Genomic DNA, 16,075 nt, shown 5'->3' on the forward strand with positions numbered 1-16,075 from the left:
TATGAGCAATAAATTAAAAAACTTTTTAAATAAATTAAAAACCAAAAATGAAAATATTCATAATGATTTAAAAGAATATGACATGTACGATGAAAATGAATCAGAATTACCGAAAGAAAATAGTAAAGACAATTTAACTATAGAAAAAGATATTTTATCTAAAAGAACAGAGATTTTTGTTCCAAAGATTTTTAATGATGTTAAAAATGTTGCAGATGAATTAAAAAGTAATAAAATCGCATTAGTTGATTTATCTCAACTAAAAAGCGATGATAAAAGAAGAGTGATTGACTTCATTTCAGGTGTTATTTATATAAATGATGGATCACAAAAAAAATTAGAAAAAGAAATATATAAATTAATAATTAGAAAATAGATTTCTCTATTTTCTTTTTTTATAGTAAAATAGATTTAAATTAAAGGAGTTTCATGGCAGAATATTCACCAATTGCAAGAACTATCATTAATATGTGAAACTCTAGTTTTACTAAAACTTTCTTTATAAGAACAGATAGAAAAAATGTTAAATTTAATTATGTTAAGACATTTAATAGTATTAAACCAACTAATCGTAACTCAAATAAAAAAATGAAAATAAAGGAGTATAAAAAACCTACTGGTAATACAATTATTACATCAAAAGATGGTTTAAAAATTGTTGCTAGTGTTTGATTGAATCCAAAAGTGTCTGACAAATGAGTAGTTGGTGTTCATGGGTTTAACTCATCAAGGTTTGATGTTTTATATTTAACATGACATTATCGTGCTCTTGGATATAATATTTTAACATTTGATTTTAGAAATCATGGGGCCAGCGAAAATGACATTGTTTCATGGGGATATAAAGAAAAATGAGATCTTATGTCAGTAATAGAATGATTAACTAAAAATTATATTATTTCTCAAATAGGCTTAGTTGGAACAAGCATGGGAGCTTTTACTTGCATTTATACTTTAATGACTGAACAAGTTTTTATTGAAGAAAATAAAATAAGGTGGTTAGTATCTGATTCAGCATATATGTCTGTTAATAACATGATTTCTGAAATGATTTCTGATAATGCTTTTAAAATGATTGAAACTTATGCTCAAAATATTTTAGAAGATATATTAAAAATTTATAAACAAGAGTATAAAGTTGATTTTAAAGGTTTAGATTTTATTAAGTTGATTCAAAAAGGACAGAATTATATACCAATAATGTTTATTCATAATCGATTTGATCGAGTAACTAATTTTTTAGACAGTTTCAAAATGCAAGAGATTAAAAATAATATCGAACATAGTGACCAAAATGAGTTAATCATTTATGATGAAGGTTATAATCATACAAAGTCCATTATCAAATTTACAAAAGACTATACAAATAGAACTTTAGAATTTGTTAAAAAACACCAATTAGAATCAAAATAAGATAAAATATTATTGTATAAAACTAAAGGACAAGTTATATAATAGTTTATTTAAAGAGAGTCGAAGTTTGCTGAAATTCGATAATAAACGTTATTCTAATATCACCTTTTTTTACCAGAAAAGAAAAACTATAAGTTGAGTAGAATTCTGCGGTGGACCCGTTAAAACTTTAAAGATAACAAATCAAAAGATTTTGTTAATTAGGATGGTACCGCGTTTTTAATCGCTCCTTATTCAAGGGGCGATTTTATTTTTTGAAAGGAAACATATGAACAATAACTATAAAGACACACTGTTAATAGGGCAAACAAAATTTGACATGAGAGCAAATTTAAAAGAAAAAGAACCTACTATTCAAGCATTTTGAGAAGATGAAAATATTTATAACAAAAAGTTAAACATTAATAGAGATAAACCATTGTTTATGTTACATGATGGACCACCATATGCAAATGGTGATTTACATTTAGGTCATTCACTTAATAAAACATTAAAAGACTTTATCATTAGATTTAAAAACTCTAGTGGCTTTAAAGCACCATTTATTTGCGGTTGAGATACTCATGGATTGCCAATTGAAACTGCTGTTACTAAAAGTGGGATTGACAGAAAAACCACACCAGTTGTAGAATTTAGACAATTATGTGAAAAGTATGCTTTAAAACAAGTTGACAATCAAGCAAAACAATTTAAAAGACTTGGAGTGTTTACTGATACTGATCTTAAATACATAACTTTACAACATGAATTTGAAATGAGTGAATTGAGATTGTTTCAAAAAATGTTTGAAAAAGGTTTAGTTTATAAAGCCTTAAAACCAATTTATTGATCACCATCAAGTGAGTCAGCTTTAGCTGAATCAGAAATTGAATATCAAGATGTTAAATCACCAACTATTTTTGTTGCTATGAAAATAACTGAAGGTAATGAATTTGTTAGTGTTGGTGATGAAATTGTTATTTGAACTACCACTCCATGAACTATCCCCTCAAATCAACTAGCAGCTGTTTCTGGAAACATTGAATATGTTTTAGTTAAAGTAGAGTCAAGAAGATTCATAGTAGCTAAAAACCTTCTTGAAAGTATCTCTAATCAAATTGGTTGAGGTGATTATAAAATTATAAATAATTTTTATGGGGACAAATTAATAGATGTTAAATATGCACACCCTTTGTATGACAAAAAAATTAATAAAGTTGTTTTAGGACATCATGTAACAGATGAAGCTGGAACAGGAATTGTTCATATTGCTGGAGGTTTTGGAGAAGATGACTTCATTATTGTTAAAAAAAATAATATAGAACCATTTGCACCAATTGATGATCAAGGTAAATTTACAAAAGAAATAGCTCAATATGATGAACAACTAGTAAATGTTTTTTATGAAGATGCTAACAAAATTGTTGGTATGGAATTACAAGAAAAAAATAGATTATTAAAGTTGAAGTTTGTTTCTCATTCATATCCACATGATTGAAGAACTAAAAAACCAGTAATTTACCGTTGTACTTATCAATGATTTATTAATCTAGAAAAAGTTAAATCCGACATTTTAAAAAATGTTGATAGCATTACAACAAGACCTGAATGAGCAAAAAAAAGACTTTATCAAGTTTTAGAAGACCGTGTTGATTGAACTATATCAAGACAAAGACTATGAGGTGTTCCTATTGTTGCTTTTTATAATCAAGATAAGGAATTAGTTATTAATGATGAAATTTTAGATTTTGCTATTAAACAAATTGAAAATTTAGGAACTAATTCTTGATTTGAAAAACCAGCAAATGTATTTTTACCTGAAAAATATCATAGTCAAAATTTTGTAAAAGAAAAAGATATTTTAGATGTATGATTTGATTCAGGATCTTCTGCAATTGCTTTAAGTGAGAAGTATAAAGAATTTAAATTGCCATATGATGTGTATTTAGAAGGAAGCGATCAGTACAGAGGTTGGTTCAATGCTTCTATGATTAACTCTACAATTTATTCAAATAATGCACCTTACAAAAAATTAATTTCTCACGGAATGACTGTTGATGAAAAAGGTAATAAAATGAGTAAATCACTAGGCAATGGAATTGACCCAATAGAATTTGCAAATACTCAAGGAACTGATATTCTAAGATTATGAGTTAGTTCAACTGATTATTCAGATGATCAAAAAATTGGTAATGATATTATTAAACAAATTGGAGAAAGTTATAGAAAAATTAGAAATACAATTAGATTTATTTTAGCTAACTTGTATGATTTTGATTCAATTAAACATTATCAGACAAATTTAGAAGAGGTTGATAGATATGCTTTACATAATTTAACTTTAAATAAAAATAAGATAATTGAAGCTTATGAAAATTTTGCATTTAATCAAGTTTATAGCACATCTTTAAATTATGTGACAAAAGATTTATCATCATTTTATCTAGATTTTATTAAAGATATATTATATATTGAAAGTGCAAATTCCACAAGAAGACGTCAAGTTCAAACTGTTTTGTATGAACAATTAATTATGTTAATTGATGCTTTAAGACCAATTATTCCTCATACAATTGAAGAGGTATATCAAGAATTTAATATAGAAAATAAATCTAAGTCAGTCCATCTTGTTGATATTAAAGAACAAAATTTTACTCAAAATAATGAGTTTCTTAATAGATGAAATAAATTACAATTATTAAGAGAAGATGTAAATAAAGCTTTAGAAATAGCAAGAGAAGAAAAAATAATTAGTAAAGGTTTTGAAGCTATTCTAAATATTGATTTAAAAAGTGATTACAAAGAACTTGAAACTATAAAAGATTTAAATCAAATATTTATAGTTAATAAAATAAATTTTGTGAGCTTAGAACAAGGATTAGAATTAAAAACATCAGTTATCAGTGTTAAATTAAAAACTGGAGAAAAATGTCAAAGATGTTGAGCAATTTTTGACACTTTAGTTAACTATCAAGTCTGTACAAGATGTAATAATGTTGTGAATAGTTTAAAATAAACTTAATAAGAATAAAGGGTGAAAGTATGATACTTAAAAATAGGATTAATAATTTTTGGTCATTTTTAAAAAAATATAATTATGAATGAAAAATGAAATTAACAGTAGGAATGCCAATTATTATTATTTTAGTAGCCTTAGATTGAATTTCAAAAGGAATAGTTACTTCTAATATGACATTGGGTCAATCAAAAGATTTCTTACCAGGTTTTTTAAACCTTAATTACATAATTAATTTAGGAAGAGCTTGAGGTGAAAACAATGATCCTGCAAGCTTAGTAAAAAATATATCTTTTGCAGCAATATTCACAATATTGATATTGGTTGTATTTATATTTGTAAATTCAAAAAAATGAATAATACCAATAGCCATGTTATTTTCAGGTGCATTCGCTAACGTATTGGCCAGATCATGATCTCCAATGAATGCTGATGGTGTGCATGGTGGTGTTGTTGATTTGTTGGTGTGAGATTTTGATTTCTTTATATTTTCAAAATCTTATATATTTAATTTAGCAGATGTTTGGGTTTGTAGTGGTATACCTTTAATGGGGGTTTGTTTTATCATAGAATTTATACAAATGTTTTTAGAGGCCAAGAAAAACAAAAAGGAATTACATGACTAAAATATTAATTAACGAAGTTAAAAATAGGTTAGATAAGTTTTTAGTTGAACAGCTAAACAAAGATCAAGAATATTCGAGAAGTTATATCCAAAAGTTAATTAAAGATGGTAATATTTTAGTTAATGGCGAAATGCAAACAAAATCTAACACAAATTTACAAGTTAGTGATAAAGTTGAAATTAATTTTCCTGAAATTAAAAAATCCGAACTTAAAGGTGAAAAAATTGATTTAAATATAGTTTATGAAGATGAACATTTATTAGTAATCAATAAAGCTAATAATATGGTAGTTCATCCAGGTGCTGGTAACCCTGATGGTACATTAGTTAACGCTTTACTTGGAAGAGAAGAAATAAATCTAAGTAATATTGGTGGTGTTGAAAGACCAGGGATTGTTCATCGTTTAGATAAACAAACAACAGGTCTAGTTATTGTTGCCAAAAATGATAAAACTCATCAAGAATTATCCAATCAATTAAAAGATCATAAAATTTACAAAGAGTATATTGCATTAGTGTGAGGTAATATTGAAGAAGAAAAAGGTGTCATTGACGCACCTATTGGTAGACATCAAAATGATAGAAAAAAAATGATGGTGACGAATAAAAACTCTAAGTATGCAAAAACTAATTTTGAAGTGCTTGAAAGATTTGAAAATACAACTTTAGTTAAATGTTGAATAGAGACTGGAAGAACACATCAAATCAGAGTTCATTTCAATTTTATTAAGTTTCCAATTGTAAATGATCCTATATATGGTAGATTATCTGATAAAACTGATGAATTTGGTCAAATGCTTCATGCTTATAAATTACAATTTATACACCCCATTAAAAAAGAAATGGTAAAATTAAAAACAGAACTACCTAAAGAATTTTTAGATAGAATTAAAAAAGAAGGAGGAACAAAGCATGAGTGATAAAAACATTCAAATGTTTAAGTCTTTTATTTCTTTTTTAAAAAAAGAATACAAGTATAAAGAATTAAAAAAAATCCCATCAAAAGAAAATAAAGTATTTTTAGTTAATAGAATTTATAAATATCAAATTATAATTTTAGATAATGATCAAAGTGCTAATGATCTAACTAGTGAAAATATTTTATACAATGATTCATCAATTGATAAAGACTCAATTTTAAAAATTACTTTTTCTAATAATGCGCCAAGACCTTTACAACAAATTAATGGTATTTGAGCAATTCAAACAAATAATGAAAAAGTTCAAAGTGATTTAATTCAGATTTTTGGTGATATTCATAAATTAAACCTTTATCAAATAGAAGAAACTAAACCAGAAAATTCTAACATGTCAATTCAAGAACAAAACGAAATCAAAGTAAAAAACTTTAATTCATTTATGGCTAAAATTAAAAATAACAAAATTTCTTTTACTTGAGCTATATTGGTTTTATTTATTATTTTACCTTCAATAGCAACAATACTTGGAAGTGTGTTAAATATAAATTGATTAGATGAAACCACAAGCAATGTACCAACCGTAGTACATAGAAGTTGAACATCAGGTGCTGCACAAATAGTATTTGGCGGTACAAACAGGACTATAACAATTAATGGTGGTCAGTATTGAAGAATTTTAACATATGGATTTAGTGCTATGGAAAATAGTAAAAGTGGATTATTGTTTGATTTGCTTATATTATTCTTTGTTTGTTCTGCTCTTTTTTCTACATCAAGAATGACTGAAATAGTAAACGGTTCTGTAAAAAAAATAGCAATACCATTTGTTGCTAGTTACATTTTATTAGGATTTATTACATCAACAACTATGCCATATTCAATAACTTCTGGTCCTCTTCCTATTTTATCTATCATGATAGGAATAATGCTAATGAATGTTTCTGGTGATAAAACACCAGTATCAATTTTTGCAAAAACAAAATCAGTTTGACCAATATTGATCATTATCTTAGTTGCATCTTCATCAAATGATACAATGAGTTCATTTTCAATTGCTTTTTTAGGAATGGTTTTTGGTTCAATAACTTATGCATTAACAAGTAAAGGTGCAAATGAATGAAAAGTATCTGAAAAAATTATGTTGTTTTTATTAGTTTTATTTATTGTTGTTGGAATTGTGTTTTTATTTGTTTTAAAAACAATTCCCGCATACAATAATAATATTTTAGCCGCTATAAACTTTTATCTAAGTAAAGGAATTATTAGTGAAGGATACGCGTCTAATTTAGTTGTTAATAAAATTGGTTGAATGGGTGATATTAATTATGTTGATATCAAAAACACAGCAGGTTTAATAACATGGTCTGGTTGAGTATGACAACCTGGAATTATAACAGGTGTCTAATATGAAAAGACAAGGCTATTTAAGTTGAGAGAGTTTTTTTGTTAGTGTAGCTAAGGTTTGTGCAATGAGAAGTAAAGATCCTTCAACTCAAGTCGGGGCTGTTATTGTTAATCCTTTAAAACAAATAATAGCTACTGGTTATAATGGTTTTCCAAGAGGAATTGATGATAATGAGTTTCCTTGAACAAAAAGTCAAGAAGCAGAATGAGAAAATACTAAATATCCATTTGTGGTGCATGCTGAACTAAATGCAATTGTAAACGCAAGAGCAAACTTATCAGATTGCAGTTTATACATAACTTTGTTTCCATGCAATGAGTGTGCAAAAATTATTATTCAAGCAGGTATTAAAGAAGTTTTTTATACAGGGGATAAAAACATAGATTCTAAAGAAGCCCAAGCTTCTATCAGAATGTTAAAAGCTGCTAATATCCCAACTAAAAAAATAAATGATATTATTGTTGAAGTTACTAAGTAGTCTTAATGGCTATTTTTTATTAAATGATAAATATACAAAAATGAAAGAGAATATATATGCAAAGAATCGGAATTGACATTATTGAAAATAAACGCATTAAAATAAAACAAAAATTTATTGATAAAGTTTTAACAATAGAAGAAAAAGTGCTTTTAGAAAGTATTATTTCTAAAAAAGCAAAAATAAACTTTATTGCTGGTAGATGGGCTGTTAAAGAAGCTATATTTAAATCTCTTAATTCAAAACAAAAAATAAGTTTTAATAAAATTAATGTTGGTTATGATAATCAAAGCCCTATAATAACTAATCTAGAATTAAGTAAAATATTAATTTCAATATCTCATGAAAAAAAGTATTCCATAGGAATGGCTATTAATATTTATGATTAAGTTAATATGGGCTCAAACAAAAAGTGGGGTAATAGGAAAAGACGCAAAATTACCATGGAATATACCTGAAGAAATGAAACATTTTAAAAAAACTACAATTAATTCTAGTGTCTTGATGGGCCGAAAAACTTTTACATCAATGAATAATAAAAAACTGCTTAATAGAATTAATTATGTTTTGACAAAAAATCTTGATTCTTATAAAGATAATCAAGATGGTTTATTTTTTATAAATAATGTTGATTCACTAATTGAAAAATATCAAACTAATGAAAAAGATCTATATGTTATTGGTGGAAATTCAGTTTTTAGTAAAATGATTGATTTTGCTGATGAATTAATCCGAACTATTATAAAAGATGAATATGAAGGTAATGTTTACATGGATGAAGTAAATTTAACTAAATTTGATAAAATAAATATAGTTGAGTACAAAGACTTTTATATTGAATATTTTACAAGGAGAAAAGATGACAACTAATAAAGAATTAACAAAACATGAATTATCAGAAAATAAAATAAACGATAATGAACGCAGTTTAAAAATTAGTAAACTAAAAATTATTTATTTATGGTTTCCAATTTGAAGAATGATGGCTAAAGCTAAAAAAATTAGTAAAAAAAATTACAAAACTCCTGGTTTTTATTCAGAAGAGTATGCTTATAATTTTGCTAAAAAATCAGCTAATAGAATTTTAAAAGCTTCAAATATAAATATTACAGTTGAGGGGTATGAAAATTGATTAGATCGTGGAGTTATTTTGGCAGCTAATCATCAGTCAAATTTTGATCCAACTATTCTTTTTGCTTTAAACAATTTTTACTTGAATCAACCTATGGCATTTATTGCTAAAAAAGAATTGTGAAATGATAAAAAATTAGGTAGATTTGTAAGAATTATTGACTGTATTCCTTTAGATAGAGAAAATCCAAGAAGTGCTTTAGAAGCATTTAAAGAAGCTAAAGAACTTGTTGTTGATTATAAGAGATCTTTAGTGATATTTCCAGAAGGTACTAGAAGTAAGTCACAAGAAATAAAAGATTTTCATCCAGCAGCGCTTAAAATAGCTCAAATGGCTAATGCACCTGTTATTCCTGTAACAATTATTAATGCCTATCAAATATTTAAAAAAGATAGACCAAAAAAAGTTGAAGTAAAAGTTATTTTTGGTAAACCAATAATGCCAAGTAAACATATATCTTTAAAAACAGAAGATTTATCAAATAATGTAAGAAAAGTTATCTCAGAAAACATGGAAAAATACAAGGATAAAGATTTGATTTGAGATTACAAAACTATAAATAAAATTAATCCTAAAAATGAAGAAGAAATTAGAGAATCAATTAAGAAAAAAACTAATCCTTCACCAAAAAAACAAAAGAAAAAACTTAAAGATATTTTCAATGTAGTTGACTAATAACAAGTGTGTTAAAACTACTTGTTTTTTTATTACAAAAAATTTTCAAAATTTCTTATTTTTACTTGTTTATTTTTTGTCTTTAAGATAAAATAAATATTGTCCTTGTTAGAATAAGGATGCATATCTAAAGGTAATGCTGACTTAGCTCAGATGGTAGAGCAATTGACTAGTAATCAATAGGTCGAAGGTTCAACTCCTTTAGTCAGCACCATATAAATGGAGGGGTAGCGAAGCGGTCAAACGCGGGTGGCTGTAACCCACTTCCTTTGGTTCGGGGGTTCGAATCCCTCCCCCTCCACCATTTATTGGGCCATAGCCAAGCGGTAAGGCAAAGGACTTTGACTCCTTCATGCGCCGGTTCGAATCCTGCTGGCCCAACCAACTATGACTCGCTAGCTCAGTCGGTAGAGCAACTGGCTTTTAACCAGTGGGTCCGCAGTTCGAGCCTGCGGCGAGTCACCATTAATTATCCCCAAGTGGCGGAATCGGTAGACGCAGCGGACTTAAAATCCGCCGGGCTTTATATCCTGTGCCAGTTCAAGTCTGGCCTTGGGGACCATTTTAAAATAATACAACCATTAAGGTTGTTTTTTTTATTTTTTAAATAATATTAATAATAAAAAAACTAACTAAATAAGTTAGTTTAATCAGGAATTCTATTTAAAACACCTTCATCTCATTTCTCAATAAATTTTTTATAAGGTTCTAGACCACTATCGTTAAAAGAAAATTTAGATGTTCCTTCTTTTTTATAGATATCTTGTAAAATTGATTTATTATTACTTTCAACATTACTAAAAGCTAATGTTTCATTTCAAGTTTTAAACATATTTTCAATATCTTTTGAATCATATGATCTACCTTTATCTTTAAAAGCATCTTGGTCTTTTTGAAGAATAACTTTATCAACTTCATTGTAAACTGTATAGCCATTTAAATAGCCTATTAGCTCACCATTTCTTATAATTAAGAAAATAGGCCCTTTTGACTCGCTAAGTTCTTTAACTTTTGTTTCAATTAATGTTTGAGCTCCATCAAATAACTCATTTTTTTTAGTTTTAGTATTAGCTTCAGCTAACTTTTGATTGTTTGTTTCTAAAGTAATGTCATAAGTCATTCTAGCTATTGAAGGAGTTAATCAATCACTTAATATTTTTTTAGTAACTTTGCTTGTTCATAAGTTATCAATTGAAGAAGCTTGATAGCCTGCAATTTTAATATCTGTTCCAAGTGCTTCTTTTGAAAAAATAACATTTTCAGTTTTATTTATAAACTCATGTCTAGAATTTGATTTATTTCATTTTGTTGAAACTTCTTGAATTCCAGCATCATTTCCAAGAGAAGTTAATTTTCCAAGATCTTTAAAAGCTTTAACAGCACCAGTACTTGCATCTGTACCATTATTTAAAACTGCAAAAGCATCTGTTAAATTTTCAGTGTTTGTTGCTTGTTTTAAAGCATATTCAAATGATAAAGAAGAGTAGTTGTCAGCCCCACCTATATAATAAACTAGCGTTGAACCTTTTTTATCTATTTCATTTACCCCTTTAAAAGTTGGTCTTGTACCATCAGCTAATTCAATAAATTGATTAACTGTTTCTGCAACATTATTAGAACAAGAAACAACAACTAAACTAGGTGTTGCTGTTAACGTTAATGCTCCCAAAATGATCAATAATTTCTTCATGTTTTCTCCTATAAGATATATTAAATATATTTTACTATAAAACTGATTTTATAACAAATAAAAATTATTTAAATATTTATCAATATATAAAAATGTTTTACAAATCTGTGATATTATTTATTATAGATTGTCTTAAAAAACAAAACAATTTAAATGAGCAGCGAGGTGAAAGTTTATGCGTGAAAAATATATTCTACGTTGTACTGAATGTAAAAATGAAAACTACATTGGTAGAAACGACAAGAAAAAAGAAAAAATAGAAGTTAAAAAATTCTGTAGCAAATGTAACAAACATGAAGTTCATAAACAAAAAAAATAATTAATACTAATTTTTATATTTTGATTGCTTTTAATATTTTACAAAATAAATCATTCCATAAAATAAAGTTAGCAAGAAAAAGTAAAGATTATTTGCAAGAAAAATGATTGTTTTATATATATATTAGCTAAAACAATACTAAAAAATAATTTTCTAAAAATGCAGAAAATTATTCAGATATTCTGAAACTAAATAAAAATCGTATCATATAATATTGGTATAATTTATTTAAATAATTTTTTATTAAAAGGAGATTTTATGTCAAAACAAAAAATTATAAAAAATTTATTAGAAAAAAATAATGCTGATGCAATATTATTATATTCACCACAAAATAGATACTGATTTTCAAGATTTCATTCTTCACTAGGGTATTTAATTGTAACTAAAGAAAATAGTTATTTATTTTTAGATGGTAGATATATTACTGCTGCTTTAAATAATAAAAATATTCCAAGTGATATTAAAATTTCAGGTTTTAATAAAGGATTATGAGACTCAATTAAAGACGTGTTGAAAAATGAAAATATTAAAACATTAGCTTTTGAATCAGATTGAGTTCATTATTCAGAATATGAACAATATAAAACAATCTTTAAAGAACTAACTTTAAAACCAGTTGATACTTCGTCAATTAGAATTATTAAAGATGAATGAGAAATAAAACAAATTCAAAAAGCATGTGATATAACTAATGAGGTATTTGAATCAGTTTTAAAATTTGTTAAACCTGGAATGACTGAAAAAGAATTACAAAGATTTGTTGATAATGAATTTTTAGTTTTAGGTGCTGATAAAATCTCTTTTGATACTATTGTCGCTAGTGGAATTAATGGTGCAATGCCACATGCTGTTCCAAGTGATAAAAAAATTCAATTAGGTGAATTAGTCACTTTGGATATGGGTTGTTATTACAATGGCTATTGTTCTGATCAAACTAGAACTTTTGCAATGGGAGAAATTGATAAAAAGTTAGAAGACATTTACAATACAGTGTTTGAAGCTCAAAGTTTAGGTATAAGTTTAGTTAAAGCTGGTGAAGATGCTGGTGAAATTCATAAAGCTGTTGCCAAATATATTGATGAGCGTGGTTATGCTGGTTACTTTACACATGGTTTGGGTCATGGTTATGGTGTTGAAATTCATGAAGAACCATACACTTCACCCACAGGTAATAGAATACTTGAACCTAATATGACTATAACTATTGAGCCTGGGATTTATATCCCTGAAATTGGTGGTGTAAGAATTGAAGATGACTTATTAGTAACCAATAAAGGTTATAAACTTCTAACTTCGGCTAGAAGAGAATTGGTTAAAATTAAGTTTTAATTAAAACTATTAAGGAGAAATAAAAAAATGACAAAATTTAAAATATCATATAAACTATTTTTTGGACTACTATCATTTACTGTAATGATTGCGTATTATGTATGAGGAATTTTTAATAATAATGATATTATAGACGTATATAATGGAAACTATGAGACTTTTACCATAGATTATTTTACTACTTTTACATTACTTTCAAATGTTCTAGTTCATGCATGATTAATTGCAGCAGGGATCAATTATAAACAAGAAGGTAAAAGCAAATTATTAGGTCATACAAGTGCAAATACTTTAGCAACATTAATTACTTTAACTTTTATAATCTATAATTTTGTCTTAATTCCTGTTCAAGGTTTTCCAACACAAACATTTAGTTGAATAACTTCAATAATAAATCATGTAATCACACCAATTATATTTGTAATTTATGTAAACTTCATGATGGAAAACAAGGAAATAGTTATTAAAAAAGAATACATTGTAAAAAAATTCTGAATTCCATTCACAATGACTTTAGCATATTGTTTATTTGCAATGTTTAGAGGTGAAATAAGACTTAAATCTGGTTACACAGAAAGCATTCTTTACCCTTACTTTTTCTTAAATGTTCACAAAGTAGGACCTATGGGAATTCCTGGATATGGATGATTCGCAATTGCCTTTGTTTTAGTTGTTGTAATACTTTTTAGCTTTAGTTTCTTATACAATTGCATAAATAACAAAATGGTAACTCGTAAATTTATAAAAACAAGCACTTTTTAATTTAAAAACTCCTATTCAAGATATATAATTTATATATCGAAAAAAGGAGTTTTTATTTATGGCAAAAACTGTATTATTACATGTAGATTCATTGGAATGCGCAAGTTGTGTTTCTTCTGTTGGAAAATCACTTCGAAATAATTTTATAAAAGATTATACAGTTTCATTACGTGAAAAAGAAATAGAAGTTGTTTACGATGAAAATGAAACTAACGCCAAAGAGATTAGAAAAATATTAAAAAAATCAGGATATAAAGGAACAATTGTTAGCGAAAGTTAAAACTAAAAAGTTTTTAAAACAACTGGTTTTTTTAATAGATATTATACTAGCGCTTTCTTTATCGATTATTAATTTAAACTCAACCATAAGTAATAATTTATATATGGTGTTTTTTGGTCTTGTCCCGTTAGCTATTATTAACACTTATTTTATAGGTTGAAAATATATAGAAAGAACATATTTTGAAATATTTAAGTGAAAAAGAATAGGGATGAACTTTTTAGTATTTGCATCAACTCAAATATCTTTAATTTATAGTTTAATAGAAATTATTTATTACTTAAATCATGGTGATCATTTAGAATTGCATTTAATAGAAATTCCAATTTTTGTAATTATCTTTGTAAAAATAGGTGATTTAATAAATGATTATATAAAATCAAAAATCGGAAATGACTTAAAAAAAATTCAATCACTTCAATCTAAAAATGCTTTTTTATTGAGAAATGAAGAATATATAAAAGTAAACGTAAATCAAATTAGTGCTGGTGATATTATTAAAGTGCCTATTGGTTACAGTGTTCCAATGGATGGTATTTTAATATCTAAACAAGCACTTGTTGATTCACAACTTATTAATGGTGAAAATCATGGTCTGGAAATATCATATAAAGATAATGTATTTGCAGGAATGAGGAATATGGGTGAGGAATTTTCAATTGAAGCTACAGGTTTAGTAAAAGATAATTTAATTAATAAAATGGTTAAGAAAATAAATCAAATTCAAACCGAAAAAAAAGGAATTCAAACAATTGTTGATAGAGTACTTTTGTGATTTACACCAGTTGTTTTAGTTTTATCTATTTTAGGTTTTTTCATATCTTATTTCTTTTTTGAAAATGGTAGTTTTTTGTTATCCTTAAAAGTTTCTATAACTGTTTTAGTTTCCGCTTGTCCTTGTGCTATAGGTTTAGCAACACCATTAGCTATTTTAATAGGGGCTAGCAGGGCTGCTAAAAAGGGCGTTATATTTAATAAACCTGAATCTTTTAGTAAACTGCATAAAATTACAACAGTTGTTTTTGATAAAACTGGTACCTTAACTAAAGGCGAAATTGAAGTTAAAGATTATATTGGTGATGAAAAATACTTACCAATAATTGGTTCATTTCAATTAAACATAAAACATCCAATTGCTTCAGGAATTATTAATTATCTCAATAAAAAAAATATTGACTGTAATATAAAATTACGCCAAATTGATACTGATTTTTTAGCGTTCACATACTTAGATGATCATTATCAAATAATTAAATATAGTAATTTTAAAAGTGCAGGATTAGCACCAGAAATTAATTTTAGACAGACTACAAACACAAGCTCATTATTGTTTAAAAACGAAAATCTTGTAGCTCAAATATTTTTTGAAGATAAACTGAGAGAAGGTGTAGATGATAAGATTCAAGAGTTGATGGGGCAGGGTTTTAAAGTTGTAATGATTACTGGTGATAATATTGGAGTTGCTAAAAAAGTTGCTATTTCATTAAAAATAAAACATGTATATGCAAATATGACACCTGATAAAAAGCTTCTTTTAATTAAAGAAATGCAAATGAATGGGGAAAAAGTTCTTTTTGCAGGTGATGGCTTAAATGATGCTTTGGCTATTAAACAAGCAGATTTATCAATTGCAGTTATTAATAAAAGCACTTATTTAGATCTTGATGCAGATATTGCTTTGTTAGATTCAAAAATTAGTTTAATAGTTGACACTATAAATGAAGTTAAAAATACTAAAAAAATTATTTATTCAAATTTATTTTGAGCATTCACTTATAATTTAATAATAATACCTTTGGCTTTATTTGGTGTGTTATCACCACACATTGGAATGTTAGCAATGTTTTTATCATCTATTTTAGTTTTATTAAATTCTTTGTTTTTTAAAATGAGAAAGTAAATAAGATGAAAGAAATTACAAGATGTGATTGATCAAATAATGATGTTTTAAATAGTTACCATGATAATGAATTGTGCATTGTTAGTACGATAATAACTGTCTTTTGGAAATGTTCTTTTAGAGTAAAATTAACCATGTTTGACATGATT

The 16,075-nt window shown here is 26.3% G+C and carries 16 protein-coding genes and 5 tRNA genes; 20 read left to right on the forward strand and 1 reads right to left on the reverse strand.

From position 1 onward, the window contains the following. The first annotated feature begins 1 nt into the window (after position 1). The 15 genes from sepF to EELLY_RS00990 all read left to right on the forward strand — a co-directional run bounded on the left by sepF (position 2) and on the right by EELLY_RS00990 (position 10,205). Positions 2-376, forward strand: coding sequence for a cell division protein SepF (gene sepF, locus EELLY_RS00920; RefSeq protein WP_104205644.1), 375 nt, complete (start codon positions 2-4; stop codon positions 374-376). 53 nt (positions 377-429) lie between these two features. Further along, positions 430-1,413: an alpha/beta hydrolase gene (locus EELLY_RS00925; protein ID WP_104205645.1), complete on the forward strand. Its 984-nt coding sequence runs from the start codon at positions 430-432 to the stop codon at positions 1,411-1,413. A 268-nt stretch (positions 1,414-1,681) separates the two neighbouring features. After that, positions 1,682-4,408: an isoleucine--tRNA ligase gene (gene ileS, locus EELLY_RS00930; RefSeq protein ID WP_104205646.1), complete on the forward strand. Its 2,727-nt coding sequence runs from the start codon at positions 1,682-1,684 to the stop codon at positions 4,406-4,408. A 92-nt stretch (positions 4,409-4,500) separates the two neighbouring features. Next, positions 4,501-5,034 (forward strand): signal peptidase II, encoded by a 534-nt coding sequence (locus EELLY_RS00935; RefSeq protein ID WP_219818095.1) that lies wholly within the window; start codon positions 4,501-4,503, stop codon positions 5,032-5,034. Then, the gene (locus EELLY_RS00940) at positions 5,027-5,956 is read left to right on the forward strand and encodes an RluA family pseudouridine synthase (protein WP_104205648.1); all 930 of its coding nucleotides are present in this window, start codon (positions 5,027-5,029) and stop codon (positions 5,954-5,956) included. The genes EELLY_RS00935 and EELLY_RS00940 overlap by 8 nt, the downstream gene beginning before the upstream one ends. Continuing rightward, positions 5,946-7,358, forward strand: coding sequence for a hypothetical protein (locus tag EELLY_RS00945; RefSeq protein ID WP_104205649.1), 1,413 nt, complete (start codon positions 5,946-5,948; stop codon positions 7,356-7,358). Before EELLY_RS00940 ends, EELLY_RS00945 begins: the two co-directional genes overlap by 11 nt. 1 nt (position 7,359) lies before the next feature. After that, positions 7,360-7,836 (forward strand): deoxycytidylate deaminase, encoded by a 477-nt coding sequence (locus EELLY_RS00950; protein ID WP_104205650.1) that lies wholly within the window; start codon positions 7,360-7,362, stop codon positions 7,834-7,836. A gap of 56 nt (positions 7,837-7,892) precedes the next feature. After that, the gene (locus tag EELLY_RS00955; RefSeq protein WP_104205651.1) at positions 7,893-8,225 is read left to right on the forward strand and encodes a holo-ACP synthase; all 333 of its coding nucleotides are present in this window, start codon (positions 7,893-7,895) and stop codon (positions 8,223-8,225) included. Then, positions 8,218-8,706: a dihydrofolate reductase gene (locus tag EELLY_RS00960; RefSeq protein ID WP_104205652.1), complete on the forward strand. Its 489-nt coding sequence runs from the start codon at positions 8,218-8,220 to the stop codon at positions 8,704-8,706. The genes EELLY_RS00955 and EELLY_RS00960 overlap by 8 nt, the downstream gene beginning before the upstream one ends. Further along, on the forward strand, positions 8,696-9,643 hold the full coding sequence (locus tag EELLY_RS00965; protein WP_104205653.1) for a lysophospholipid acyltransferase family protein: 948 nt from the start codon (positions 8,696-8,698) through the stop codon (positions 9,641-9,643). The genes EELLY_RS00960 and EELLY_RS00965 overlap by 11 nt, the downstream gene beginning before the upstream one ends. A 138-nt stretch (positions 9,644-9,781) precedes the next feature. Further along, a tRNA-Thr gene (locus EELLY_RS00970) sits at positions 9,782-9,857 on the forward strand. 7 nt (positions 9,858-9,864) lie between these two features. Next, positions 9,865-9,947 (forward strand) — tRNA-Tyr (locus EELLY_RS00975). A gap of 5 nt (positions 9,948-9,952) precedes the next feature. Continuing rightward, positions 9,953-10,027, forward strand: a tRNA-Gln gene (locus EELLY_RS00980). Between the two features lie 5 nt (positions 10,028-10,032). Then, positions 10,033-10,108, forward strand: a tRNA-Lys gene (locus tag EELLY_RS00985). A gap of 8 nt (positions 10,109-10,116) precedes the next feature. Next, a tRNA-Leu gene (locus EELLY_RS00990) sits at positions 10,117-10,205 on the forward strand. A gap of 84 nt (positions 10,206-10,289) precedes the next feature. Here EELLY_RS00990 and EELLY_RS00995 read toward each other — a convergent pair. Beyond that, positions 10,290-11,333, reverse strand: a complete 1,044-nt coding sequence (locus tag EELLY_RS00995; protein WP_104205654.1) for a lipoprotein — start codon at positions 11,331-11,333, stop codon at positions 10,290-10,292. Between the two features lie 175 nt (positions 11,334-11,508). On the opposite strand from EELLY_RS00995, the gene rpmG reads away from it, so the two are divergent. The 5 genes from rpmG (at position 11,509) to EELLY_RS01020 (ending at position 15,926) form a co-directional block, all read left to right on the forward strand. After that, positions 11,509-11,652: a 50S ribosomal protein L33 gene (gene rpmG, locus EELLY_RS01000; RefSeq protein WP_104205655.1), complete on the forward strand. Its 144-nt coding sequence runs from the start codon at positions 11,509-11,511 to the stop codon at positions 11,650-11,652. Positions 11,653-11,910: 258 nt separating this feature from the next. Beyond that, positions 11,911-12,984 (forward strand): M24 family metallopeptidase, encoded by a 1,074-nt coding sequence (locus tag EELLY_RS01005; RefSeq protein ID WP_104205656.1) that lies wholly within the window; start codon positions 11,911-11,913, stop codon positions 12,982-12,984. A gap of 27 nt (positions 12,985-13,011) precedes the next feature. Then, positions 13,012-13,746, forward strand: coding sequence for a Pr6Pr family membrane protein (locus EELLY_RS01010; protein ID WP_104205657.1), 735 nt, complete (start codon positions 13,012-13,014; stop codon positions 13,744-13,746). A gap of 58 nt (positions 13,747-13,804) precedes the next feature. Further along, positions 13,805-14,026, forward strand: a complete 222-nt coding sequence (locus tag EELLY_RS01015; RefSeq protein ID WP_104205658.1) for a heavy-metal-associated domain-containing protein — start codon at positions 13,805-13,807, stop codon at positions 14,024-14,026. Beyond that, on the forward strand, positions 14,010-15,926 hold the full coding sequence (locus EELLY_RS01020; RefSeq protein ID WP_104205659.1) for a heavy metal translocating P-type ATPase: 1,917 nt from the start codon (positions 14,010-14,012) through the stop codon (positions 15,924-15,926). Before EELLY_RS01015 ends, EELLY_RS01020 begins: the two co-directional genes overlap by 17 nt. Positions 15,927-16,075: the final 149 nt, after the last annotated feature.

Origin of the sequence: Entomoplasma ellychniae, from assembly GCF_002930155.1 — a bacterium.
GTDB classification, from domain to species: Bacteria; Bacillota_I; Bacilli_A; order Mycoplasmatales; family Mycoplasmataceae; genus Entomoplasma; species Entomoplasma ellychniae.